The organism is Panacagrimonas sp., assembly GCF_965216805.1.
GTDB lineage: Bacteria > Pseudomonadota > Gammaproteobacteria > Nevskiales > Nevskiaceae > Panacagrimonas.
On record NZ_CBDCGN010000002.1, the window covers coordinates 2,415,661 to 2,439,025 of the forward strand.

Here is a 23,365-nt window from a genome sequence, read left to right on the forward strand (position 1 = left end):
GGGCGGCGGCGCCTTCGCAGCGGTTCAGCGCCCGCCACTCACGACCTGCGCCGCAATTCCCTTGGTGGCCAGACTGCGGATCGCCGCATCCGCCGCCGCCGCATCGGCATAAGGTCCGCAGCGCACGCGATACAACGTGCCCTTGGCGGTGTCCACCGGCACGATCCGGCAGGGCACGCCGAGCCCCTGGGCGCCATCGCGCACGCCTTCTGCCTTGTCCAGATGCGAATAGGCGCCCGCCTGAATCTGCGTATTGCCGGCGCCGGACGCCGGCGCTGCCGGCTTCGCCGCGACCGGGGGTGGCGCGGGCGGTTTGTCGGGTGGGGTGGCCGGCTTGGCTGCTGGCTTGACTGTTGGACTGGCGGAGAGTGGCGCCCCTGGCTTGGTGGCAGGCGGTTCCGGCGGCTCCACCGCGGGGGGCGTGGCCTTGGGCTCGACCTCCGCCGAGTTCGTCGCCGGCGCCGCCGCGGCTGGCTCGCTGGCGCCGGGCTGAGGCGCTGCCTCGCCGGGCGCTTGCTCCGGCACTTCATCCGGCGCTCGTTGCGGTACCTGCGACGCCTTTAGATCCGTGCTGGCTGGCGCAGCCGGTGTCGATTCTTGGCCGGACAGAGCCCACTCCTGTGGTGGCGAGTCCGGTTTGGTGAGGTCGATCGTGACGCGGCGTTCGCCATCGCCGCGCAGCGTGTGCAGGCCCGGCGTGGGCAGCAGCCAGCTCAGCAGCAGCGCCACCGCCATCAGGGCGACCACGCCGACGATGCGGCGCTTCAGCACCTCATCCATGCGCCAGACCTGCCGCCACCGTGAAAAACGATCCACTCACCAGCACCCATCCTCGTTCGCCCGCGTCGGCCTGCGCGGCCGCCATCGCCTCGCCGATCCCACCGCTGGCCTGCGCAGGGATCCCGCAGGCCGTGACCCGCGCTGCCAGCGATCCGGCCGGGCATGCTCGCGGTGACGGCAGATCGATGCAATAGGCGCCCGCGACATTCTCGCGCAGCGCGCCGCAGTAGGCTTCCACCGGCTTGTCCGCAAGCATGCCCAGCACCAGCACCACCCGTGCCGGCATCAGGTGCTGGCGGATGAGTGCGGCCAGCACCTGCGCTGCCTCGGCGTTATGGGCGACGTCGAAGACCACGCGCCCGCGCCGCTGGAAGCGCCCGGGCAGTTCGAGCCTCGGCAGTGCGCGCCGGATGGCGGCCTCGGGGATCTGCAATTCGGTACGCATCGCCAGCAACGCGGTGATGACGCCACCCGCGTTGCGCAGTTGGGCCGCGCCGGGAATGCCAGGCCGCGGTAGTGCGCGAAGTTGCCGTCCCCCGCCCTGCCAGGTCCAGTCGTCGGCGGTGTCGACGACCTCGAAATCGGTGCCGATGCAGTGCAGTTCGGCGCCGATCGCCTGCGCGTGTGCGAGCACCGATTGCGGCGGCAGCGGCTCTGCACACACCGCCGGGCGGCCGCCGCGGAACACGTGAGCTTTTTCCCGGCCGATCGACTCGCGGTCGGGTCCCAGCCAATCCTGATGATCCAGACCGATGCTAGTCAGCAGCGCGGCGTCGGCGTCCACCAGATTCACCGCATCCAGGCGGCCACCGAGCCCGACTTCGAGCACGCGCGCCTGCACCCGGCGTGCGCGAAAGCACCACAGCGCTGCCAGGGTGCCGAACTCGAAATAGGTCAGCGCAATATCGTCGCGCGCGGCTTCGATTTGTTCGAATGCGGCACACAGTTCGCGGTCGCTCACCGGGTTGCCGTCGATGCTGACCCGCTCGGCGTAGTGCAGCAGATGCGGCGACGTGTAAAGCCCGGTGCAGTAGCCGGACTCGCGCAGGATCAGGTCGGCCAGGTGCGCGCTGGAACCCTTGCCATTGGTGCCGGCGACGATCAGCGTCGGCGGCGCGTGCCGGTGCAGATCGAGGCGGCGCCAGACCGCACCGACCCTGTCCAGCCCAAGTTCGATGGCGCTGGGGTGCAGCCGCTCCTGGTACGCCAGCCAATGATCGAGCGTCGCCGACGGTCCTGGCGGTGCCGCGCCGTTCAAGCCTCTGCGGGCGCCCAGTGGGTCAGCATGGCGAGCATGTTGTGGATGCGTTCGCGCAGCTCGCGACGGTCCACGATCATGTCGATGGCGCCATGCTCAAGCAGGAACTCGGCGCGCTGAAAACCTTCCGGCAGCTTCTGGCGCACGGTCTGTTCGATCACGCGCGGGCCGGCAAATCCCACCAGCGCGCGCGGTTCGGCGATGTGGATATCGCCCAGCATCGCCAGACTGGCGGAAACGCCGCCCATGGTCGGATGGGTGATGACCGACACGAACGGCAGGCCGCGCTCGCTGAGCTTGGCCAGGGCCGCAGAGGTCTTGGCCATCTGCATCAGTGAGAACAGCGATTCCTGCATGCGCGCGCCACCGGACGACGAGAAGCACACCATCGGCACGCCGAATTCGAGGCAGGCATTGACGCCGCGGACAAATTTTTCGCCGACCACGCTGCCCATGGAACCGCCCATGAAGCCGAACTCGTAGGCCGCGGCCACCAGCGGCAGGCCCTGGACCTGGCCGCGCATCACCACCAGCGCGTCGTGCTCGTCGGTCTCGGCCTGCGCTTCCTTAAGCCGCTCGGTGTATTTGCGTGAATCCTTGAACTTGAGCGGGTCCTGCGGATACACCTCGGTGCCGATCTCCGTGCGCGGGTCCGGGTCCAGAAAATGCCCCAGCCGCGCGCGTGCGGAGATCGGGTGATGAGCGCTGCACTTGGGGCAGACTTCCAGCGTGCGTTCCAGCTCGGCGCGGTAAAGCACCGACTGGCAGCTTTCGCACTTGGTCCACAGGCCCTCGGGCACATTGCGCTTGCGCACGCCGCGGGTCAGCAACTGCGATCCGGAAATCTTGTCCAGCCAACTCATGTATGCCTGTCTCCCCTCGTGCGCAACCGTCCGCGTGCGAGCGCGAATCTTATCCGACCGTAGCACCGTCCATCGCCGCCCGCATCGGTCCGAGCTTGTCCTTGAGCCGTTGCGGCAGGCTGGCGGGGTCGTCGCCGTGACGCTCGATCTCGGACACCAGCGCACTGCCCACCACCACGCCGTCCGCCACGGCGGCCACGGCTGCCGCCGTCGCCGCGTCGCGAATGCCAAAGCCAACTGCCAGCGGCAGTTGGGTGATGCTGCGGATCTCCGCCAGCTTGGCGGTCACGCTGGCCACGTCCAGATTGGCGGCGCCGGTTACGCCTTTGAGCGAGACGTAGTACAGGTAACCGCTGGCCAGTTCCGCCGCCGCACGGATACGCGTCGCCGGGCTGGTAGGCGCCAGCAGAAAGATGCAGTCCAGGCCTGCGGCGCGCAGTACCGGGGCGAATTCGGGGGCTTCTTCCACCGCCAGGTCCACTACCAGCACGCCGTCGACGCCGGCCGTCGTGGCAGCATCGGCAAAGGCCTGCAGGCCCATCGCTTCGATGGGATTGAGATAGCCCATCAGGACCACCGGGGTTTTACCGTCGCGCTCGCGGAACTCGGCCACCATGCGGATGACCTGGCGCAGCGAGGTGTGATGCACCAGGGCGCGTTCGCAGGCGAGCTGGATGGTGGGTCCGTCGGCCATCGGATCGGAGAACGGCACGCCCAGTTCGAGCACGTCGGCGCCCGCCTCGACCAGTGCATGCATCAAGCCCACTGTGTGATGCGGATGCGGATCGCCGGCCGTGATGTAAGGGATCAACGCCTTGCGCTTGGCCACGGCCAGCGTCTCGAACGTGGTTTTCAAACGGCTCATGCGGGATTCAGAACCTGGTAATGCAGCATCACCAGACCGGTGTCGAAGATGCGGGTGTCCCGCAGCTTGAAGCGCAGGTCGCGCTGCAGGTCGCGGAACAGTGGAATGCCGGCGCCCAGCGCCAGCGGGTGCACGGCGATCATGCACTCGTCGATCAGGCCTTCCTGGGCAAACTGGCCGGCAACGTTGGCCCCCCCGAACAGCCAGGCGTGCTGCACGCCGTCCTCGACCATGCGCAGCCGCAGATCCGCGACATCGCCGGAGAAGGCGAACAGGTTGTCGGCATCCAGCCGCAGGTCACGGTTTGACAGCACGTAGTAGCGCTTGGCCGGGTCCAGCGATTCGCGCAGCTTGCGGGTCAGCTCCCAGGAGCGGCTGCCCATGACCACTGCATCGACCGAGGCGAAGAAGCCCGCCATGCCGTAGTCCTGGTCGGTGAAACACCAGTCGAAGCCACCGTCGGGGCGGGCGATGTAGCCATCCAGACTGGTGGCCAGTTGCAGGGTCACTTTCATGGGCGTCGTCGATCAGCTCAGCGAAATACCTTCGCGCTTGGCAATGGTGAAGATGTCCTTGTCGCCGCGCCCGGACAGGTTGACCACCAGGTGCTGGTCGGACCTCATCTGCGGCGCAACCCGCTTGGCATAGGCCAGCGCATGGGCCGACTCCAGCGCCGGGATGATGCCTTCGGCATGTGCCAGTTCATGGAACGCGGCCAGCGCGTCGTCGTCGGTCACCGCGGTGTACTCGACGCGGCCGATGTCCTTGAGCCAGGAATGCTCGGGTCCGACGCCGGGGTAGTCCAGTCCCGCCGAAACCGAGTGTGTGCCGATGATCTGACCGTCGTCGTCGGCCATGATGTAGGTGCGGTTGCCATGCAGCACGCCGGGCTTTCCGGCCGACAGCGGCGCCGCATGGCGACCGGTCTCGATGCCGTCGCCGCCGGCCTCGACGCCCACCATGCGCACCTCCGGGAAACCCAGCAGTGGGTGGAACATGCCGATGGCATTGGAGCCGCCACCGACGCAGGCGGTAACCAGATCCGGCAGACGCCCGATCTGCTCGCGACTCTGCCCGATCAGCTCGCGGCCGACCACGCTGTTGAAGTCGCGCACCAGCATCGGGTACGGGTGCGGACCGGCCACCGTGCCGATGACGTAGAAGGTGTCGTCGACATTCGTGACCCAGTCGCGCATCGCTTCGTTGAGCGCGTCCTTGAGCGTCTTGGTACCGCTGTGCACCGGCACCACCTGGGCACCGAGCAGCTTCATGCGGAACACGTTGGGACTCTGGCGCTCGACGTCTTCGGCGCCCATGTAGACCACGCATTTCAGGCCCAGGCGCGCCGCGATGGTGGCGCTGGCCACGCCATGCTGGCCGGCGCCGGTCTCGGCGATGATCCGCGTCTTGCCCAGATGCTTGGCCAGCAGCGCCTGGCCCACCGTGTTGTTGATCTTGTGCGCGCCGGTGTGGTTCAGGTCCTCGCGCTTGAGCCATACCTGTGCCCCGCCCCAGGCCCGGGTCAGGCGGCGCGCGGGATACAGAGGGCTGGGACGGCCGACGTAGTGCTTGAGATCGGCGTCCAGCTCGGCCAGAAATTCGGGTTCGTCTTTCAGCCGCGCATAGGCATCCTCCAACTGACGCAGCGGCTCCATCAGGGTTTCGGACACGAAGCGGCCGCCGTAGGGGCCGAAGTGGCCGCGGGCGTCGGGAAATTCGCTGTAAGGGGTCGGCTTGTTCATCGCTGGGCTTGGGCGTCCGCCAGGCGTACCGCCTCGACGAACGCGCGCATTCTTGAAGGGTCCTTGCGGCCGGGCCCGGACTCGATACCGCTGGACACGTCCACCGCGTAGGGGACCGCCATTCTAACCGCGCGACCGACGTTATCCGGATTCAGTCCGCCGGCCAGGATCAGCGCCGGCCCGACATCGTGCGGGATGCAGGTCCAGTCGAACGCCTGCCCGGTGCCGCCCAGACCGTCGGCGCCGTGGCTGTCCAGCAACAACGCGCTGGCACCTGGAAAATCCCTGGCTGCCTGACGGATATCCTCGGGGCCCGTTACCGAAACCCCTTTCAGATAGCGGCAGCCGTGGCGCTCGCAGTCGGCCGCCGATTCGCGGCCGTGGAACTGCACGTAATCGGGCCTGACCGTTGCAATGGCCTGCGCCGCCTCGTCGAAACTGGCGTTGCTGAGCAGCAGCACCGCATCCACAAACGGTGGCAGGCTGCGCCGCAACTCGCTTGCGGCGCCAATGCTCAGCTCCCGCTTGCTGCCCGGCACGCAGACCAGGCCCACCGCGTCCACGCCCAGTCCCACGGCCGTGCTCAGGTCCTCGGCGCGGGTGAAACCGCAGAACTTGATGCGAGTGCGGTGCGGCCGGGAATCGGGAATCGGGAATCGGGAGTCGCTCACGGTAGCCAGAACTCGGGGGCGTCGGGAATCCCGAATTCTGCGGGATATTCCACGTCCACGAAATAAAGTCCACAGGCCGGTGCGTTCATGCCCGCCTGTGTGCGCTGGCGAGAAGCCAGCACCTGCGCCACCCACTCCGGTGTGCGCCTGCCGCCGCCGACCTGCATCAGCGTGCCGGCGATGTTGCGCACCATGTGATGCAGAAAGGCATTGGCACGAATATCCAGCACCACCAGATCGCCGTGGCGGGACACCGCCAGATGCTGGACCTGACGCATCGGCGAGCGCGACTGGCACTCCGAATCGCGAAAGGCACTGAAGTCGCGTTCGCCCACCAGCACCTGCGCGGCGGCGTGCATGGCATCGGCATCCAAAGCCCAGGTCACCCAGGCGGCCCGCCCGGCCAGCAGCGCCGAACGATGGCGGGCGTTATGGATCAGATAGCGGTAGGCGCGGCTGCGTGCCGAATGGCGCGCGTGGAAGTCGGACCGCACCGGCTGCACCCAACGCAGCGCGATGTCCGCTGGCAGGCCGCTATTGCTGCCCAGCAGCCACGCGTACCCGCTGCGCGACGCCTGGGAATCGAAATGAACGACCTGGAAGTAGCCATGAACACCGGCGTCGGTGCGTCCTGCCGCCACCACCTCCACCGGGTGATCCGCCACCCGCGACAGCGCCGCCTGCAACTCGGCCTGGACCGAATTGGCGTGCTGCTGGGCTTGCCAGCCGGCGTAGCGGGCACCGTCGTACTCGACGGCCGCGGCCCAGCGATTCACCGCAGCGGCGGACCGGCGAGCGGCCGCTAACCGAGCAGGCGCGCGCGCAGGGTTTCGGCCTCGCGCTTCTGCTCGTCGCTGCCGGTTTGGGCGACCTCGTCGAGCAGGCCGCGCGCCATTTCGGAGTCGCCCATCTCGACGTAGGCCCGCGCAAGATCGAGTTTGGTTCCCGAATCGTCGCCACCGGCCAGGTTCTCGTCGCTCAAGGGGTCGTCGATCACCTGCGGATCCAGGTCTTCCAGACTCAGATCGAAATCGCCTTCCGGCGCGCGCGACTGGCCAGGCCCGGTGAGGTCGAAGTCGTCCAGCGAAACCTGGGTGGGCGTCTCGATCCGGGGTGACTTGATTTCGCTGCCACCCAGGTCGAACTCGCCGAGGTCGAATTCCACGGTGTTGTCCTGGCGCGCCGACGGGTCGTCGTTCCGAGCGGATGTCGAGGGCAGCTCGAGCTCTTCCAGACGGAACTCCAGACCTTCGTCGATGGTGGTGACCGGCACGTCGGAGGGCGCGTCGAACGCCAGATCCAGATCCAGCTCGCCGCCGCCCCCGCTGCCGTCGGCATCGGCAAACAGCGCCTCGCCCGGGCACAACTGCCGACCCATGATGGCCACCTTGCCCCAGGCCTCGTCACTCGCTGCAGGCTTGAGTGCCTGGGAGGTCTGCAGGAACTTGTCAGGCAAGCCGGCGGCGAAGTACGTCTCGGCCAGCTTCACCTGCAGATCGGTGCGCTCGGGCTCGCGCGCGATCGCCTGCTGCAACAGCAGCGCGGCTTCCTCGTACAGCCCGTAGGCGATGTGGAAATCGGCTTCGGCCAGTGGGTCGTTGTCTCCCAGATCGATCTTGGTGGTGCTGGCCTCGAAAGCCTGCATGTCCTCGGGAGTCTGCGCATCACCGCCCACCGGTCCGGTATAGGCCGGGACCCGTGCGGTGCGGGACATGGGGTCGATGCGCGTCACGTCGTCGTCATCGTCGCTGGCCTTCGCGACGGCAGCGCCGGCACCTGCCGCCACGGCCGCGCCGAAGGCGATGCGAGTGGCGTCGTCGTCCTCGGCCTGACGCTGCAGGGCATCCAGTTCTTCATCCGCCGAAGGCTGTGCCTTCTGCGGCGCCGGCCGCGGCACCGGCATGGACCCGCTCACGCTGCTGCGTGCAGCTTCAAACTCGCGCTGCGCCTTGCGTTCGCGCCGGGCACGCACCATCAGCACGATCAGCAGCAGCACCAGCGCTCCGATCAGCAGCGGCAGTAGCCGCGGCAGCCACGCGCTGGCGCCCCCCCCGGCGGTGGCGGGCACCTCCTCGACGATCTCCTCTTCGTCGTACATCGCGTCGTCGGGCGCCGAGGGGTCGGCTGCGGCGGCTGCGGGACCTGCGGGACCTGCAATAGTTGCGTCCATGCCGGCGTCGGCGGCCGCGCCTGTGGCCTCGCCTTCTGCCGGCATAGCGGGGGCACCAGAGGCGGACCCGGGCGCCACGTCTTGTGCCGCTGAATCGGTTGCCGCTGCATCAGTCGCGCTGGCCAACGCATCGGCCGCAGCCTGAGGCTCCGTCTCGGGCTCCGCAGTACTGCCGGTTTCTCCGGCCAACTCCGGCTCGGTGACCTCGGCGGCGGTTTCGACATCCTCATCGGACGGCGGCAGCACCGCATCCGGCGCAGGATCGGCGGTCGCGATCGGGGCGGAAACCTCGCCGGAGTCGTCGCCCAGCGCGACATCGTTGCCGGCCATCGCCTCAGCGCCGACGGCGGCCTGTTGGCTCAGCTCGCGAATACGCAGGCTGGCGGCGGCCTCGCTGATCGCGCGCATGCTATCGGCAGCGGGAACCCGAAGGCTGACACCAGTCCGGATCTGGTTGATGTCGCCGTTGATGAACGCAGTGGGATTGGCCTCGTACAAGGCCAGCATGGTTTGGTTGCTGCCGATACCCGCAGGCCTGACCAAGCCGGCAATCTTCCACATGGCGTCGCCGGTACGGATCGGCCCATAACTGGAAGGGTCCGCTGCCCTGACCTGTCCTGCAGCCGGCGCGGACGCTGGCGGTGTGGTGACGGCCGCGGGGGTCACCGGCTGCGCGCGGGCCTCCTCCGGCGTCTGGAAGAAGTCCGGTGCTGCGGTGGTTTGCGGGCCGGTGTCGTTGATGGAATTCGCTGGCGCAACTGCGGCCGCCGGCGTTGCGGCGGACACCGGTGGATCCAGGAATACGGTGTATTCGCGAAACACCCGCGGACCACCGGCCGTACGCACTTCCAGCAGCAGGGTCAGCAGGGGCTCGCGGGCCAGTTCCTGGCTGCTCAGCAGCAGTCGCGGATCGGCTCCATCCGCCACCACGTCGACGGCGATGGTGGACAGGTAGGAGGAGCGATCCAGCCCGGCCCGTGCAAAGGCCGCATTGTCGGCAATGCTGGCGCGGACGCTGACCGCTTCTTCATCGCTGAGCGAGGTGAACGGCACCACGGCCGCGAACCGCTGGTTGAGCTTGGACTGGACCCGGATGTCACCCAGGCCCAAGGCATGTGCTTGCTGCAGGACCAGCCACAGGCAAAGCCCTGCTGCCACCGCCGATCTTCCCAACATAGGTTCTCCCTGGACGCCCGCCCCGGCATCCCCACGGGTACCGGCGTTACGTGAGCTTTAGCATGCAAGCCGTTTTATACAGGATAAAAGAAAGCCGAACCAACAGCCGGGCAGGCGCTTTAGCCTAGCGCTGCAACAGTATCCTCAGCATGCGACGCAGCGGCTCGGCAGCACCCCACAGCAGCTGGTCGCCGATGACGAATGCAGACAGGTATTCCGGGCCTGGATTGAGCTTGCGCACGCGCCCGACACCGATCTGCAGGCCGCCGGTGATCGCCGCGGGCGTCAGTTCCTGCTCGGTCTGCGCACGCGTGTTGGGCACCCACTTCACCCAGTCGTTGCCGGAGCGGATGATCGATTCGATCTGTGCCAGCGGCAGGTCGCGCTTGAGCTTCAGGGTCAGCGCCAGACTGTGGCAGCGCATCGCGCCCACACGCACGCACAGTCCGTCGACCGGCACCGGCATGGCATTGCCGAGGATCTTGTTGACTTCGGCCTGCCCCTTCCACTCTTCCTTGGACTGGCCGTTATCGAGTTGGGCGTCGATCCACGGAATCAGGCCGCCGGCCAGCGGCGTGCCGAAGAACTCGGTCGGCACGTCCTGGCGGATGGCAGCGGCGACTTTGCGGTCGATGTCGAGGATGGCCGAGCCCGGCGTCGCCAGCGCGTCGGCGACCGCCGCATGAATCACGCCCATCCCTTTGAGCAGTTCGCGCATGTGGTTGGCGCCGCCGCCGCTGGCGGCCTGATAGGTCATGGAGCTGACCCATTCGACCAGGTTCTCGCGGAACAGCGCGCCCACGCCCATCAGCAGGATGGAGTTGGTGCAATTGCCGCCAATGTAGTTCTTCACGCCACGCGCCAGCGCTGCATCGATGACGTGGCGGTTGACCGGGTCGAGCACGATCACCGCATCGTCGGCCATGCGCAGGCTGGACGCCGCGTCGATCCAGTAGCCGGACCAACCCGCGGCGCGCAGCCTGGGAAAGACTTCGTTGGTGTAATCGCCGCCCTGGCAGGTGATCACCACATCCATCGCGGCCAGTGCCCCGATGTCATGGGCGTCCTGGAGCGCAGGCGTCTCGCGGTCGTCGATGCGCGGACCGGCGCCGCCGACGCTGGAGGTGCTGAAGAAACGTGCATCGATCAGCGCGAAGTCGCGCTCTTCCTGCATGCGCTGCATCAGCACCGAACCGACCATGCCGCGCCAACCGACCAACCCGACCTTCATCATGTGACGTCTCTATGTTCTGTCCTACTTCAGCGCCGCGAGCACCGCGTCGCCCATTTCCCGCGTGCCGATGACCTTCTCGCCCGGCATCGCGATGTCGCCGGTACGATGCCCCTGCTGCAAGACCTTCTTCACGGCTGCTTCAATGCGATCCGACAGGTCGGTTCGATCGAAGCTGTACTTGAACATCATCGCCACCGACAGAATCGTGGCCAGTGGATTGGCCTTGTTCTGGCCTGCGATATCCGGGGCGCTGCCATGGATCGGTTCGTACATGCCCTTGTTGTTCGCATCCAGCGACGCCGAGGGCAGCATGCCAATGGAGCCGGCCAGCATCGAGGCCTCGTCGGAGAGGATGTCGCCGAAGATGTTGCCGGTGACCATCACGTCGAACTGCTTCGGGCGCTTGACCAGTTGCATCGCCGCGTTGTCCACGTACATGTGGGTCAGCTCGACGTCCGGATAGTCCTGGTGCACGCCGATCATCACCTCGCGCCAGAAGCGCGAGGTGTCGAGCACGTTCTCCTTGTCCACCGAACACACGCGCTGGCTGCGCTTGCGTGCGGCCTCGAAGGCGACGCGCGCGATGCGCTCCACCTCCGGCCGGCTGTAGTGCATGGTGTCGAAACCCTCGTCATGCCCCTCGGCGTTGACGCGGCGGCCGCGCGGCTGGCCGAAGTAGATGTCGCCGGTCAGCTCGCGAATGATCAGCACATCGAGGCCGGCGATGAATTCCTTCTTCAGGGAAGACGAGTCCGCCAGCTCTTCGAACACCCGCGCCGGGCGCAGGTTGGCAAACAGGTTCAGGTCCTTGCGGATCCCCAGCAGACCGCGCTCGGGCCGCAGCTCGCGTGGCAGCGTGTCGTACTTCGGTCCGCCCACGGCACCGAGCAGGATCGCGTCGGCCACGCGCGCTGCCTGCTGCGTGGAAGGCGGATACGGATGCCCCTCGGCATCGACCGCCGCGCCGCCGAGGTGACCGAGAGTCCAGGCGATCGTCTCGCCCTGCGCCTTGAACGCTTCAAGGACCTTGACCGCTTCGGCGAGGATTTCGGGGCCGATGTAGTCGCCGGGGAGAATCAGGATGTTCATGCTCATTTCAATTGCAGCGGGAATAGGGAATGGAGAATGGAGAATCGTCAAAGCGAAGGCGGGCGAGTTTTTTTTAATTCCCGATTCCCCATTGTCGATTCCCGGCTGTTTTCAGAACAACCAGGGCGCTTCGACGCGGCGTCGGGCTTCGTATGCGCGGATCGCGTCGGCCTGCTGCAGGGTCAGGCCGATGTCGTCGAGACCGTTGACCAGGCAGTGCTTGCGAAACTCATCTACGTCGAACGCAAAGCTGGCACCGTCCTGCGTCACCACGGTCTGCGCCGGCAGATCGACGGTCAGGCGATAGCCTTCGGTCGCCACGCATTCCTGAAACAACTGGTCTACCACCGCCTCGGGCAGGATCACCGGCAGAAAGCCGGACTTGAAGCTGTTGTTGAAGAAGATGTCGGCAAAGCTCGGTGCGATCACGGCTCGAAAGCCCGCCTGGTCCAGCGCCCATACCGCGTGCTCGCGCGAAGAACCGCAACCGAAATTCTCCCGCGCCAGCAGGATCTCTGCCCCGGCGTAGCGAGGCTGGTTGAGCACGAAGTCGGGATTCGGCCGGCGCGTGGCGGGGTCGATGTCCAGATCGCCCGGATCCAGATAACGCCAGTCGTCGAAGGCGAACGGACCGAAGCCGCTGCGCTTGATCGACTTCAGGTACTGCTTGGGAATGATGGCGTCGGTATCCACGTTGGGACGATCCAGCGGTACGACCTTCGCGGTGATCTGGGTGAACGGTCTCATGGCAGCTACCTTTCAAACGGACAGCAGAAAATGGGTGCTCGCCGCGGCGATGGGCTTGGCCGGGTCGGCTTGCCAGGCCAGCGCACGCACGTTGGCCACGCGGCGACCGTGACGCGTGACGCTGGCACGCGCGAACGTGGTCTGATCCGGCTGCGCGGTGCGCAGGTACTCCGCGGTGATGGTCACGATCTTCGGAAACGCCGCCAGCTCCGCCACACACATCAGCTGCGCGATCGCGGCGAACTCCAGCAGCGCGCCGATCGCACCGCCGTGGATGGCACGCAGCCGCGCGTTGCCGACCAACTCGTCGCGGTAGGGCATGCACAGGATCACGTCCTCGCCCTCGCGCGCGCTGCTCAGCCCGAGCAGGCGCGCATACGGAATCGCGTGCAGCAGCGCGTCCACCTCGCCGACCCCTCGCGGCATGCGGAACCCTTCCGGCACGTTCATGGCTTGGGATCCAGCAGACCGGCGGCGGCGTGCGAAGACTGGGTGTCGTCGAACACCATGAAGGTGCCGGCACTGGTCGCCAGCGGATCGGCCTCGTCACCGTCGTGCGCGACCGCGCGCGTGAAGGCAACCTGCCGGGTCACCCGATAGCACTCGGCCACGCAGCGCACCGTGGCGCCGGCCCGGGCCGGGCGCAGGTAGTCGATGCGCAGATCCAGCGTCGCGATGCGTCGCACCTCGCGCAGTGCGGTCAGCACGGCCTGACCGCAGACGGCATCCACCATCGTGGTGATCACGCCGCCATGGATCGTGCCGGCGACCGGATCGCCGACCAGATCCTCGCGATATGGCAGATCGAATACCACGCGACCCGGCGTGTGGTCCACGTAGCGGAAGCCCAGCGCGTGGCTGTGCGGCACGATACCCACGAAGTATTTCTGGCGCTGCTCCGGCGGCGCCTGGTTGAGCAGGTTCATGGCGCGACGGACCCCACGTCACCGAATTGCCGGTGGCAGTCCATGCCCGGCGAACGCCCGGTCGCCAGCGACCGGGCCGGAGCAGTGCTCCGGCGACACCGGGCTGAGCCCGTCATCACGACCATCCCCGAACATCCACGAAGTGACCGGCGACTCCTGCGGCGGCGGCCATCGCCGGGTGAGCCGGGGGTTCATGGACTGCCGGTGGCAGTCCATGCCCGGCGAACGCCCGGTCGCCAGCGACCGGGCCGGGGGCAGTACTCCGGCGACACCGGGCTGAGCCCGTCATCACGACCATCCCCGAACATCCACGAAGTGACCGGCGACTCCTGCGGCGGCGGCCATCGCCGGAGAAACCAGATGCGTACGCCCGCCCTGCCCTTGCCGACCTTCGAAATTGCGGTTCGACGTGGACGCGCAGCGCTCGCCCGGTTCGAGGCGGTCGGCATTCATCGCCAGGCACATCGAGCAGCCTGGTTCACGCCATTCGAAGCCGGCCTCGACGAACACCCGATCCAGGCCCTCGGATTCGGCCTGGGCCTTCACCAGTCCGGAGCCGGGCACCACCATGGCGAGCTTGACGTTGGCGGCCTTGCGGCGGCCCCTGACCACCGCGGCGGCGGCACGCAAATCCTCGATACGCGAATTGGTGCAGGAGCCGATGAACACCTTGTCGATGTGGATCTCGCAGATCGGCGTGTTGGCCGCCAGCCCCATGTAAGCCAGCGCCTTCTGCAGGCCGCTACGCTTGACCGTGTCGGTCACCGCGGCCGGATCCGGCACACGACCGCCCACCGGCACCACCATTTCCGGCGAGGTGCCCCAGGTCACCTGCGGTTCGATCTGGCCGGCCTCGATCGCCACCTCGCGCTCGAACTGCGCTTCTTCGTCGGAGCGCAGGGTCCGCCACCAGGCCACCGCCCGATCCCACTGCGCACCCTGCGGTGAATACGGGCGATTGCGGACATAGGCGATGGTGGTCTCGTCCACCGCGATCAGCCCGGCCCGCGCGCCCGCCTCGATGGCCATGTTGCACACCGTCATGCGCCCTTCCATCGACAGGTCCTGAATGGCCTCGCCCGCAAACTCCAACGCAAACCCGGTACCGCCGGCGGTGCCGATGCGGCCGATGATGGCGAGCACGATGTCCTTGGCGGTGACGCCGGGCCCGACCTGACCCCGCACCCGCACCCGCATGTTTTTCGACTTCTTCTGCACCAGACACTGGGTGGCAAGTACGTGCTCGACCTCGGAAGTGCCGATACCGAAGGCCAGCGCACCGAAGGCGCCGTGGGTGGAGGTGTGCGAATCGCCGCAGACCACGGTCATCCCCGGCAGGGTGGCGCCCTGCTCGGGTCCGATGACGTGCACGATGCCCTGGCGCAGATCGTTCATGCGGAACTCGGTGATGCCGAACTCCGCGCAGTTGGCGTCGAGCGCATCGACCTGGGTGCGCGAAATCGGATCCGCGATGCCCATCGAGCGGTCGGTGGTCGGCACGTTGTGGTCCGCCACCGCGAGGTTGGCAGACCGCTTCCAAGGCTTGCGGCCGGCCAGGCGCAGACCCTCGAAGGCCTGCGGGCTGGTCACCTCGTGCACCAGATGTCGGTCGATGTAGATCAGCGCCGATCCGTCCCCGCCGTCGCGGACGAGGTGTGCGTCCCAGAGCTTGTCGTACAAGGTTTTGGCGGTCATGGCTTGGGTATCCGGTAGAAGCTTTTCACGAATCTCGCAAAAGCATGATCAGACGCAAAGACGCAAGGTGCAAAGCCAGGAAGGTGAACGACTCAAAACCTTTCTTTGCCTTTTCCTGCGCCTCTGCGCGTGTTTGTGCCGACGCGCGAGTGCTGATCCTGAGCGCGCATTATCGTGCTCTCAAAACGATAACTCCAATGAATCGTTTTTATATACTTCATGCTCGTCTGGAATACGACAACCGATGGATACCCAAGCCCTGGCCGCTTTCATTGAGGTTGCCGACAGTGCCTCGTTCACCCGCGCGGCAGAGCGCCTGCACCTGTCGCAACCGGCGATCAGCAAGCGGCTCAAGGCTCTGGAGGAGCAGATCGGACACCGGCTGTTCGACCGTGTCGGTCGCAGCGTGCTGCTGACCGATGCCGGCGCCGCCCTGCTGCCCTATGCCCGCCGCGCGCTGCAAACCGTAGAGGACGGACGTCGCGCGCTGTCGCAACTGTCGGGGCAGGTCAGTGGACGGCTGTCCATCGGCACCAGCCATCACATTGGTCTGCATCGACTGCCACCGGTGCTCAAGCGCTACGTCCACCAATTTCCCGACGTGGACCTCGACCTGCATTTCATGGATTCGGAGGATGCCTGCGAGGCGGTCCTGGCGGGCAGGCTGGAGATGGGTATCGTCACCCTGCCCTTGCAACCTCTGATTCATCTCGACAGCGGCGTGGTGTGGCCCGATCCGCTGGCAGTGGTCACCGCCCCCACGCATCCGCTGGCGGGGCAGCGGCGGGTCCGGCTGGAAGACCTTGCCCGCCATCCCGCGGTGCTGCCGGACGAGGACACCTACACCCACCGGATCATCCGCGCCGAGCTGCAGGCGCGCGGCGTCGCACCGCGCGTGCGCCTGGCCACCAATTATCTTGAAACCCTGAAGATGCTGGCCGCCATCGGCCTGGGCTGGAGCGTGTTGCCCGAGTCGATGATCGACGACAGCCTGTGCCGTCTTAACGTACAAGGCTTCAAGCCGCATCGCGATCTGGGCTGGGTGCGCCACACCGGCCGGGCGGTGTCGGGGCCGGCCCGGGTCCTACTTGAACTTCTATCCGAAACCCATTGATAAATAAAAACTCTTGATCGGCCCCGATCCTCCGGCCCCTCACTCGAAATGAATTCCCTCGCGCGCCACCACCCGCTGCACCGCCGGCCGGGCCCGCACCGCATCCATCACCCGGCTGTACTCCGGGCAGGTCTCGCGCATGCGCAGGCCGCAGCGGTTGCCCCAGCGGTAGAACACCAGCAGGTAGGCGTCGATGGCACTGAACGCATCGCCCAGCGCCCAGGTGCGGCCGCTCAGGCGGGCTTCGATGTCGTCATAGCCGGGACGCAGGTTGATGCGGCCCTGCTCGGCGATGGCCGGTGCTCCGGCCGGATCGGTGGTGAAGCGCTCGGGGCGAAACACCGTACGCACACCACCCTGGTGCATGATCGACGCCAGCCAGCTCATCCATTCCAGCGCGCGCGCATGGCCCTCGGGCTCGGTGGGCAGCAGCGACGGCTGCGGATGACGTCGGGTCAGGTACACCATGATAGCCAGCGCCTCGGTGAGGATGCGCTGTCCATGTTCGTCGTCGATGACCAGGGCCGGCACGCGTCCGCGCGGATTGACCGCAAGGTATTCCGGCTTGCGGTTTTCACCTTCGTTGACCAGCACTCGAATCGGCTCATAGGCCACGCCCAGCTCTTCGAGAACGATGTGCGGGGCCAGCGAGCAGGCTCCTGGGGAGTGATACAGGTGATATGGCTTCATGAATGGTGCTCCGTGAGAGGCCGCAGCGGATTCATACCGCGCGGGGTTTGAACGGTCTGGGATTCTTCATCGCCTCGCGGCTCATGTTATTGCGCACTGCGATGCGCTGGTTGGCGCGCCCCATCAGCCGGCGCTGCCAGAGGCGTTCGAAACCCAGCGCATCGGATTCGTTGACGTGCCAGGCCTGTTGCAGCAGACGTTTGCCGGCAGCGACGGCGTCGGGCGACCGAGTTGCGAACTCGGCGGCAAGTTTTTCCGCTGCGGCCAGGGGATTGTCATCGACGTGCGTGACCAGGCCGAGTTCCTTGGCCTCCTGGCCGCGAACGATCCGCCCGCTGAACACCAGCTCCTTGGCCACGTCGATGGGCAGCAGTTCGCGCAGCAGCGCCGCACCTCCCATGTCCGGGATCAGGCCCCACTTGGACTCCATCACCGATAGCTTGGCGTCCGGCGTCGCGATGCGGATGTCCGCGCCCAGAGCCAGCTGGATGCCGGCACCGAAGCAGTTGCCATGGACAGCCGCGATCACCGGGAACGGCAATTCGCGCCAGGCCATGCTCCAGGCCTGGAAATCGTTGCGCGTCGGCTTCCACAGCTTGGCGTAGCCGGCGGCGGCCTGTGCCGGCTTGGCCATCACCGTCTTGAAATCCAGCCCCGCGCAGAACGAGGGCCCTTCGCCGTAAAGGATTGCGGCGCGCACCCCGCGTTGTTTGCGCAGGCTGCGGCAGGCGGCGATGACACCCGCCAGCATGTCGAAATCCATGCCGTTGTGCTGCTGCGGGCGCGACAGCCGCACGTGGGCGACATCATCGTGCACCTGGACGTCGACGCGATCGTGAAACCGGTTCATGGCAGCTCCTTGATGCATCGTCGCGTATGAGGTCAGCAGGCCAGCAGATCGCGCAGCCGCTGCGCCGGCGCCGGCTTCATCGCCGCGCCCAAAGGCGCCAGCAGTTCGACCATACCGTGCTGACGTGCGACCGCGATCAGGCTGTCGCCGACCTTGGCATCCGGATGCGACAACGCCGCCTCGGCCAGGCGCGTGCGCAGTTTGTCGCCGACGCCGGACAGCAGCATCAGTACCGCCGCGCCCAGGTCCAGCTCCGGCTTGGCGCCCACCGCCATCACCTTCTGCAGACGCTCGTCGTTCATCAGGCCGACCACTTCCTCCAGCCGTTGTGGAGACTCCACGAAGAACCCGATGCGCAGCATCGCCTCGTCGTCCAGCACCTGCATGCAGGCACGGATCTGTTCGTTGGTCAGCGTGTCGACGAAGCGGGCCATGGCAATGTACTCGCGGCGCTTCACCACTTCGCGCGTCACCGCCACCACCAGTTCCACCGGCATCAGCCTGAGCATCGGCACCGCGCTGCGCGGATCGATCAGCAGGGTCACTTCCACGTTCAACGCCAGCGGCGCGCGCTTGGCAATGTCCACCGCCAGTTGCGGCGGCAACATTCCCGCGACGCGGCTGCCGAGCACCGGGCCCATGGCCTTCTCGGCGATCAATGCATTGAGCGGCGCCGGCATCAGGCGTGCGGCAGCCACCACTTTCTGCAGGCTGGCACGGTCGCCGTCGAACAAGGTCGAGGTGCAGGCCGCGCGCAGTTGTCGCAACGCATCCACATCCCGGATCTTCAGAGCGGCGATCTGGCTTTCCTTGCAGCCCAGGAGACGGGCGAGCTTCAGGTGCTCGGCTTGCAGTTTGAGATCGTTCATGAGCTCCGACTTCCCAGGTTGACGGGCACCCGCCGGACTCGACAGGACGCCGGTTTCGCGCCGCCCGCCATCAACCGAACAGGACCTTGCGCACCACCGGCCGCAGCAGTGCCGGTACCAGCCGCAGCGAATGTTCGGCGGAGTTGGCCAGCAACTGGCGCTGATCGCGCTTGGCCTTGCGCAGGCAATCGACGAAGTCGTGCAGCGCGGTTGCAGGCACCGAGGACAGATCCGGCAGCCTGGCTGCCGATCCCAGTTCGCGGCGCAGATCGTCCACTGGATTCTGCTTGTTCATTTGCGGCGCTCCTTCGGGTGCCTGAGGGCTCAAGGGTATCGGACCTCGTCGGCTTGCGCGCCGGCCTAGGCGCGTAACTCCGCAGGCGGCCGCGCCTGCAGCGACGGCGCGCTGCGAGCCAGCCATGCCCCCAACAGCGCCACCGCCGTGGCGCCCAGATATACCCATTGCGGACCCAGCGACTCCCAGATCGAACCGCTGAATGCAGCGCCGAGCGCGCCGCCGAGGCCGAAGCTCACCGCCGCCAGCAAGGCCTGCCCGCGACCCTGCAATCGGCCCGGAAACAGCTCGTGGACGTAGTGCACGGTTACCGCGTGATAGACCGCAAAACTCGCAAAATGCAGCAGCTGGCTGACCACCAGCAGTGCCGGCACGTCGACGAACAATGCCAACAGCCACCAGCGCAGCGCAGTGCTGAGCAGGGTCGCGATCAGGACCGGCCGCGCGCCAAAGCGACGAATGAGGCGCCCGGTGTAGAGGAACACGATCACCTCTGCCACCACCCCCAGCGCCCATAGCGCGCCGATCGCGGTGCGCGAATGGCTGTTCTGCTCCAGGTACAGCGAAAAGAAACTGTAGAACGGCGCAAACGACAACTGCGACAGGAAACACGCGCCCAGTAGCGCCAGGATTGCGGGCTGCCGTGCGCGCTTGAGAAATCCCCCGAGCGCGAAGTCATGGGGTCGCTGATCGTGAACATCCGGCACGTAGAGCGCCAGCCACACCATGCCCAGCATGCCGGCCACCACGATCCAGGGCACCGGCCCGACACCGGTGACGTCCAGGATCGGGCCCAGGGCCGCCACCGACAGGATGAAGCCGACGCTGCCCCACAGCCGGATGCGCGCGTAGTCCTCGCCGGTGCGCGCAAGGTGGTTGAGCGTCACCACGTCAAAGGCCGGCAGCGCCACATTCCAGAACACCGCGTAGGCCACGTGCATCGTCACCAGGGCACCAAAATTCGGCGCAAACGGCACCAGCGCGAACAGCACCGCCGACACCGCCATGCTGCCGGCGATCCACGGCATGCGGCGGCCGCTGCGATCCATGATCCAGCCCCAGCCCACCGGCACCACCACCCGCACCAGTGCCGTTGCAGCCAAGGCGATGCCGATCTGTGCCGGCGTGTAGCCCAGGCTGTGCAGGTACAGCGGCCAGTACGGCACCCACGCGCCCACCGCTACGTAGTAGAGGAAGTAGAAGCCGGCGAGCCGGCCGTGCAGCAAGTGGGGATTGTTCGGTTCTGTGGACAATCCCCTTCCCTGCTGCGGGAGGGGATCGTTCCTCACGGTGCCTGCGATGGAATTCGTGGCACCAGCGACACCACGTCGGCGTTCTGCGCGCGATGGCGCAAGGCGTGGTCCATCAGCACCAGTGCGACCATTGCCTCGGCGATAGGTACGGCGCGGATACCGACACAGGGATCGTGACGGCCGGTGGTGCGCATCTCCACTGCGGCGCCGGATTCGTCGATGGACTGGCCCGGCGTGGTGATGCTGGAAGTCGGCTTGATCGCGATGCTGCACAGCAGGTCCTGGCCGGTGCTGATGCCGCCGGAAACACCGCCCGAGTGATTGGACAAAAACCCTTGCGGGCTCATCTGGTCGCGATGCTCGGTGCCGCGCATGCCCGCCGCGCGCATGCCGTCGCCGATCTCGACGCCCTTGACCGCGTTGATTCCCATCAGCGCATGCGCAAGATCAGCGTCCAGGCGGTCGAACACCGGCTCGCCCCAGCCGGGGAGCACGCCGCTGGCCACCACACTGACCCGTGCGCCGACCGAGTCGCCTTCCGAACGCAAGGTGTCGATCAGCGTCTCCAGCTCGGGCACGCGCGCGGGATCGGCGCAGAAGAAGGGGTTCAGTTCCACGGCGTCCCAGTCCTGCAGCGCCAACTCCAGCGGCCCGATCTGCGCCACGTAGCCGCGAATCTGCACGCCGAATTTTTCGCGCAGCCACTTTTTGGCGATGCCGGCGGCGGCCACGCGCACCGCGGTTTCGCGTGCCGAGCTGCGCCCGCCGCCACGCGGATCACGCGCGCCGTACTTCTGGACATAGGCGTAGTCGGCGTGGTTGGGGCGAAAGGTCTGCTTGATCTTGTCGTAGTCGTAGGAGCGCTGGTCGGTGTTCTCGATCAGCAGCGCAATCGGCGTGCCGGTGGTGCGGCCCTGGTAGACCCCGGACAGAATGCGCACCAGGTCGGCTTCCTTGCGCTGGGTGACGTACTTCGACTTACCGGGTTTGCGCCGGTCGAGGTCGGGCTGCAGGTCGGCTTCGCTCAGCTCGAGCCCCGGCGGGCAGCCGTCCACCACGCAGCCGATGGCCGCGCCGTGGGACTCGCCGAAGCTGGTGACGCAGAACAGACGGCCGAAGGTGTTGCCGGACATGGAGAGGTGAGATGCGCTGAACTTGGCCGCTATTGTCGCCCATCCGCCGGCGCGCATCCCGCGCCGTCCTCGCAGTCGGATCGTTCCACCTGCACGGTGGCGTGTCCCACTCGATAGGTGCGGCGCAGCCAGTCCTGGATCTGGGTCAGGGTGAGATCGGCGTCGGCGCCCGGGACCAGCACCGCGTGCAGGGTCATCAGGTTGTCGCCCGGCGTCAGCGACCAGGCGTGGACGTGGTGCACGCTGTTCACCCCGGCGATCGCCTGCGGCAGCTGCGTCGACACCGCCGCGACATCGACGCCGGCCGGCGCGCCTTCCAGCAGCACATGGGCGGATTCGCGCACCACGCGAACCCCGGTGCGCACGATCAGCGCGGCGGCGATCATCGACAGCAGTGGATCGGCACGCAGCCAGCCGGTAGTGGCGATGATCACCCCGGCAGCGAGCGCCGCCACCGAACCCAGCAGATCGGACAGCACGTGCGCCGCGGCGCCGCGGCGATTCAGGTCATGCGCATGCCCGCCATGCAGCAGCGCAAACGCCGCCAGGTTCGCCAACAGCCCGATCAGCGCGATGGCGGCCATGGTCAGGCCCTGCACCGGCTGCGGTTGGATCAGCCGCGTGATGCCCTCGATCGCAATCCAGGCGCTCACCGCCAGCAGGGCCAGGCCATTGACGAACGCGGCCAGCACGGTGAAGCGGCCATGGCCGTAGCTGTGCGCCGCGTCCGCCGGCTTGGCCGCCTGGGCCAGCGCCAGTACCGCCAGCAACAGGCTGCCGGCATCCGCAAGCATGTGACCGGCATCGGCCAGCAGCGCCAGCGACCCGGTCCACCAGCCGCCGACGGCTTCCACCAGCATGATGCTGAAGGTGATGAGCAGCGCCAGCTTCAGCCGCCCGGCACCCTGATCGCGATGATCATGGTGATGATCGTGAGCGGGCCCGTGCGCGTGTCCGTGGCCGTCGTCGCGCTCAGCCTGTGCGTGCTCATGCGTGCCGCTCACAGACTGTCCCGCGCGGCTAGCAGCGCCTGGCGGCCGATGAAGAACACCCCATCGCCACCGCGCTCGAACTCGATCCAGATGACCGGCAGTCGCGGCCAGCGCGCTTCGAAGGCCTCCTGGCTGCCGCCGACCTCGCAGATCAATGCGCCCTGCGGATGCAGATGGTCCGGCGCCGCGCGCAGGATGCGCGCCACCAGGTCCATGCCATCCACCCCGGCGTCCAATGCCAGACGCGGTTCGCTCTGGTATTCAGGCGCCAGGGCCTGCCATTCGGCGGTGGCCACGTAGGGTGGGTTGCTGACGATCAGGTCGTAGCGGCGATCGCGCAGCGCTCCGAACAGATCGCTTTGCACCGCACGCACCCGATCCTGCACCCCATGCCGCAGGATGTTGCGCTCGCACACTTCCAGCGCACCGGCGTCGATCTCGCCCAGATCGACCTCGCAGTCGAAATGCAATGCGCAGGCGATGCCGATGCAGCCGGAACCCGCGCACAGGTCCAGCACCTGCGCCGGTGGCGCTTCCAGCCAGGGCGCAAAGCCGCGCTCGATCAGTTCGGCTATCGGCGAACGCGGAATCAACACGCGCGAATCGACGTGAAAGGCCACCCCGCAGAACTGCATCTCGCCGATCAGATAAGCCGCCGGCTGGCGGGTGTCGATGCGCTGGCGCAAAAGCGCATGCACCTCGGCGCGCTCGTTGTCGTCCAGGTGCGCCTCCAGGTACAGCGCCGGCAGCTCGTAGGGCAGATGCAGCGCGTGCAGCACCAGATGAAAAGCCTCGTCCATCGCATTGTCGGTGCCGTGGCCATAGACCAGCCCGGCCGCCTGGAACTGGCTGGCACCCCAGCGGATCCAGTCGCGCACGGTGACCAGACGGGCAAGCTCAGCGGGAAGTTCGGCAGAGGACGGCATGGGCGTGTGGGATACTTGCGGCCCGAA

At 67.0% G+C, this 23,365-nt stretch carries 24 protein-coding genes; 1 reads left to right on the plus strand and 23 read right to left on the minus strand.

The features are described 5' to 3' along the window. Positions 1-24: 24 nt before the first annotated feature. The 15 genes from ACOOHP_RS11420 to leuC all read right to left on the minus strand — a co-directional run bounded on the left by ACOOHP_RS11420 (position 25) and on the right by leuC (position 15,216). Entirely contained in the window at positions 25-780 is a 756-nt protein-coding gene (locus ACOOHP_RS11420) for an SPOR domain-containing protein (protein ID WP_420466550.1), read from the minus strand. After that, positions 773-2,038: a bifunctional tetrahydrofolate synthase/dihydrofolate synthase gene (gene folC, locus ACOOHP_RS11425; protein WP_420466551.1), complete on the minus strand. Its 1,266-nt coding sequence runs from the start codon at positions 2,036-2,038 to the stop codon at positions 773-775. The genes ACOOHP_RS11420 and folC overlap by 8 nt, the downstream gene beginning before the upstream one ends. Then, positions 2,035-2,901 (minus strand): acetyl-CoA carboxylase, carboxyltransferase subunit beta, encoded by an 867-nt coding sequence (accD, locus tag ACOOHP_RS11430; RefSeq protein WP_420466552.1) that lies wholly within the window; start codon positions 2,899-2,901, stop codon positions 2,035-2,037. Before accD ends, folC begins: the two co-directional genes overlap by 4 nt. Positions 2,902-2,950: 49 nt before the next feature. Next, entirely contained in the window at positions 2,951-3,766 is an 816-nt protein-coding gene (gene trpA, locus ACOOHP_RS11435; protein ID WP_420466553.1) for a tryptophan synthase subunit alpha, read from the minus strand. Continuing rightward, positions 3,763-4,281 (minus strand): dihydrofolate reductase family protein, encoded by a 519-nt coding sequence (locus ACOOHP_RS11440; protein WP_420466554.1) that lies wholly within the window; start codon positions 4,279-4,281, stop codon positions 3,763-3,765. The genes trpA and ACOOHP_RS11440 overlap by 4 nt, the downstream gene beginning before the upstream one ends. Before the next feature lie 12 nt (positions 4,282-4,293). Next, a complete protein-coding gene (trpB, locus tag ACOOHP_RS11445; RefSeq protein WP_420466555.1) occupies positions 4,294-5,508 on the minus strand; it encodes a tryptophan synthase subunit beta in 1,215 nt (404 codons plus the stop codon). Continuing rightward, positions 5,505-6,179, minus strand: coding sequence for a phosphoribosylanthranilate isomerase (locus ACOOHP_RS11450; protein WP_420466556.1), 675 nt, complete (start codon positions 6,177-6,179; stop codon positions 5,505-5,507). The genes trpB and ACOOHP_RS11450 overlap by 4 nt, the downstream gene beginning before the upstream one ends. Beyond that, positions 6,176-6,955: a tRNA pseudouridine(38-40) synthase TruA gene (gene truA, locus ACOOHP_RS11455; RefSeq protein WP_420466557.1), complete on the minus strand. Its 780-nt coding sequence runs from the start codon at positions 6,953-6,955 to the stop codon at positions 6,176-6,178. Before truA ends, ACOOHP_RS11450 begins: the two co-directional genes overlap by 4 nt. A 26-nt stretch (positions 6,956-6,981) precedes the next feature. After that, the gene (locus ACOOHP_RS11460) at positions 6,982-9,525 is read right to left on the minus strand and encodes a FimV/HubP family polar landmark protein (RefSeq protein ID WP_420466558.1); all 2,544 of its coding nucleotides are present in this window, start codon (positions 9,523-9,525) and stop codon (positions 6,982-6,984) included. 124 nt (positions 9,526-9,649) lie between these two features. After that, positions 9,650-10,756, minus strand: a complete 1,107-nt coding sequence (asd, locus tag ACOOHP_RS11465) for an aspartate-semialdehyde dehydrogenase (RefSeq protein WP_420466976.1) — start codon at positions 10,754-10,756, stop codon at positions 9,650-9,652. A gap of 24 nt (positions 10,757-10,780) precedes the next feature. Further along, positions 10,781-11,848 carry a 3-isopropylmalate dehydrogenase gene (gene leuB / locus ACOOHP_RS11470; RefSeq protein ID WP_420466559.1) on the minus strand — a complete coding sequence of 356 codons (1,068 nt, stop codon included), beginning with the start codon at positions 11,846-11,848 and terminating at the stop codon, positions 10,781-10,783. Between the two features lie 111 nt (positions 11,849-11,959). Next, complete coding sequence (gene leuD / locus ACOOHP_RS11475; RefSeq protein ID WP_420466560.1) at positions 11,960-12,595, minus strand: 3-isopropylmalate dehydratase small subunit; 636 nt, start codon at positions 12,593-12,595, stop codon at positions 11,960-11,962. Between the two features lie 12 nt (positions 12,596-12,607). Then, positions 12,608-13,045, minus strand: a complete 438-nt coding sequence (locus tag ACOOHP_RS11480) for a PaaI family thioesterase (protein WP_420466561.1) — start codon at positions 13,043-13,045, stop codon at positions 12,608-12,610. Continuing rightward, the gene (locus ACOOHP_RS11485; RefSeq protein ID WP_420466562.1) at positions 13,042-13,521 is read right to left on the minus strand and encodes a PaaI family thioesterase; all 480 of its coding nucleotides are present in this window, start codon (positions 13,519-13,521) and stop codon (positions 13,042-13,044) included. The genes ACOOHP_RS11480 and ACOOHP_RS11485 overlap by 4 nt, the downstream gene beginning before the upstream one ends. A gap of 288 nt (positions 13,522-13,809) precedes the next feature. Further along, positions 13,810-15,216: a 3-isopropylmalate dehydratase large subunit gene (gene leuC, locus ACOOHP_RS11490; RefSeq protein WP_420466563.1), complete on the minus strand. Its 1,407-nt coding sequence runs from the start codon at positions 15,214-15,216 to the stop codon at positions 13,810-13,812. 244 nt (positions 15,217-15,460) lie between these two features. Here leuC and ACOOHP_RS11495 point away from each other — a divergent pair, with 244 nt between their 5' ends. Further along, positions 15,461-16,330 carry a LysR family transcriptional regulator gene (locus ACOOHP_RS11495; RefSeq protein WP_420466564.1) on the plus strand — a complete coding sequence of 290 codons (870 nt, stop codon included), beginning with the start codon at positions 15,461-15,463 and terminating at the stop codon, positions 16,328-16,330. Positions 16,331-16,369: 39 nt separating this feature from the next. Here ACOOHP_RS11495 and ACOOHP_RS11500 read toward each other — a convergent pair whose 3' ends face one another. The 8 genes from ACOOHP_RS11500 to prmB form a co-directional block, all read right to left on the minus strand. Beyond that, positions 16,370-17,020: a glutathione S-transferase family protein gene (locus tag ACOOHP_RS11500; RefSeq protein ID WP_420466565.1), complete on the minus strand. Its 651-nt coding sequence runs from the start codon at positions 17,018-17,020 to the stop codon at positions 16,370-16,372. Positions 17,021-17,051: 31 nt separating this feature from the next. Then, positions 17,052-17,870 carry a crotonase/enoyl-CoA hydratase family protein gene (locus tag ACOOHP_RS11505; protein ID WP_420466566.1) on the minus strand — a complete coding sequence of 273 codons (819 nt, stop codon included), beginning with the start codon at positions 17,868-17,870 and terminating at the stop codon, positions 17,052-17,054. Positions 17,871-17,902: 32 nt separating this feature from the next. Beyond that, a complete protein-coding gene (locus tag ACOOHP_RS11510) occupies positions 17,903-18,739 on the minus strand; it encodes a hypothetical protein (RefSeq protein WP_420466567.1) in 837 nt (278 codons plus the stop codon). Between the two features lie 70 nt (positions 18,740-18,809). After that, positions 18,810-19,034 carry a hypothetical protein gene (locus ACOOHP_RS11515; RefSeq protein ID WP_420466568.1) on the minus strand — a complete coding sequence of 75 codons (225 nt, stop codon included), beginning with the start codon at positions 19,032-19,034 and terminating at the stop codon, positions 18,810-18,812. Between the two features lie 65 nt (positions 19,035-19,099). Further along, a complete protein-coding gene (locus ACOOHP_RS11520) occupies positions 19,100-20,287 on the minus strand; it encodes an MFS transporter (RefSeq protein ID WP_420466569.1) in 1,188 nt (395 codons plus the stop codon). 32 nt (positions 20,288-20,319) lie between these two features. Beyond that, positions 20,320-21,420, minus strand: coding sequence for a chorismate synthase (gene aroC / locus ACOOHP_RS11525; protein ID WP_420466570.1), 1,101 nt, complete (start codon positions 21,418-21,420; stop codon positions 20,320-20,322). A gap of 29 nt (positions 21,421-21,449) precedes the next feature. After that, positions 21,450-22,424 carry a cation diffusion facilitator family transporter gene (locus ACOOHP_RS11530; RefSeq protein ID WP_420466571.1) on the minus strand — a complete coding sequence of 325 codons (975 nt, stop codon included), beginning with the start codon at positions 22,422-22,424 and terminating at the stop codon, positions 21,450-21,452. Beyond that, on the minus strand, positions 22,421-23,338 hold the full coding sequence (gene prmB, locus ACOOHP_RS11535) for a 50S ribosomal protein L3 N(5)-glutamine methyltransferase (protein ID WP_420466572.1): 918 nt from the start codon (positions 23,336-23,338) through the stop codon (positions 22,421-22,423). The genes ACOOHP_RS11530 and prmB overlap by 4 nt, the downstream gene beginning before the upstream one ends. Positions 23,339-23,365: the final 27 nt, after the last annotated feature.

Coding starts and splice junctions, on each gene's coding strand:
- ACOOHP_RS11420 (WP_420466550.1), bottom strand. CDS start 780: ATGGATGAGGTGCTGAAGCGCCGCATCGTCGGCGTGGTCGCCCTGATG.
- accD (WP_420466552.1), bottom strand. CDS start 2,901: ATGAGTTGGCTGGACAAGATTTCCGGATCGCAGTTGCTGACCCGCGGC.
- trpA (WP_420466553.1), bottom strand. CDS start 3,766: ATGAGCCGTTTGAAAACCACGTTCGAGACGCTGGCCGTGGCCAAGCGC.
- ACOOHP_RS11440 (WP_420466554.1), bottom strand. CDS start 4,281: ATGAAAGTGACCCTGCAACTGGCCACCAGTCTGGATGGCTACATCGCC.
- trpB (WP_420466555.1), bottom strand. CDS start 5,508: ATGAACAAGCCGACCCCTTACAGCGAATTTCCCGACGCCCGCGGCCAC.
- ACOOHP_RS11460 (WP_420466558.1), bottom strand. CDS start 9,525: ATGTTGGGAAGATCGGCGGTGGCAGCAGGGCTTTGCCTGTGGCTGGTC.
- asd (WP_420466976.1), bottom strand. CDS start 10,756: ATGAAGGTCGGGTTGGTCGGTTGGCGCGGCATGGTCGGTTCGGTGCTG.
- leuB (WP_420466559.1), bottom strand. CDS start 11,848: ATGAACATCCTGATTCTCCCCGGCGACTACATCGGCCCCGAAATCCTC.
- leuD (WP_420466560.1), bottom strand. CDS start 12,595: ATGAGACCGTTCACCCAGATCACCGCGAAGGTCGTACCGCTGGATCGT.
- ACOOHP_RS11480 (WP_420466561.1), bottom strand. CDS start 13,045: ATGAACGTGCCGGAAGGGTTCCGCATGCCGCGAGGGGTCGGCGAGGTG.
- ACOOHP_RS11485 (WP_420466562.1), bottom strand. CDS start 13,521: ATGAACCTGCTCAACCAGGCGCCGCCGGAGCAGCGCCAGAAATACTTC.
- leuC (WP_420466563.1), bottom strand. CDS start 15,216: ATGACCGCCAAAACCTTGTACGACAAGCTCTGGGACGCACACCTCGTC.
- ACOOHP_RS11495 (WP_420466564.1), top strand. CDS start 15,461: ATGGATACCCAAGCCCTGGCCGCTTTCATTGAGGTTGCCGACAGTGCC.
- ACOOHP_RS11500 (WP_420466565.1), bottom strand. CDS start 17,020: ATGAAGCCATATCACCTGTATCACTCCCCAGGAGCCTGCTCGCTGGCC.
- ACOOHP_RS11505 (WP_420466566.1), bottom strand. CDS start 17,870: ATGAACCGGTTTCACGATCGCGTCGACGTCCAGGTGCACGATGATGTC.
- ACOOHP_RS11510 (WP_420466567.1), bottom strand. CDS start 18,739: ATGAACGATCTCAAACTGCAAGCCGAGCACCTGAAGCTCGCCCGTCTC.
- ACOOHP_RS11515 (WP_420466568.1), bottom strand. CDS start 19,034: ATGAACAAGCAGAATCCAGTGGACGATCTGCGCCGCGAACTGGGATCG.
- aroC (WP_420466570.1), bottom strand. CDS start 21,420: ATGTCCGGCAACACCTTCGGCCGTCTGTTCTGCGTCACCAGCTTCGGC.
- prmB (WP_420466572.1), bottom strand. CDS start 23,338: ATGCCGTCCTCTGCCGAACTTCCCGCTGAGCTTGCCCGTCTGGTCACC.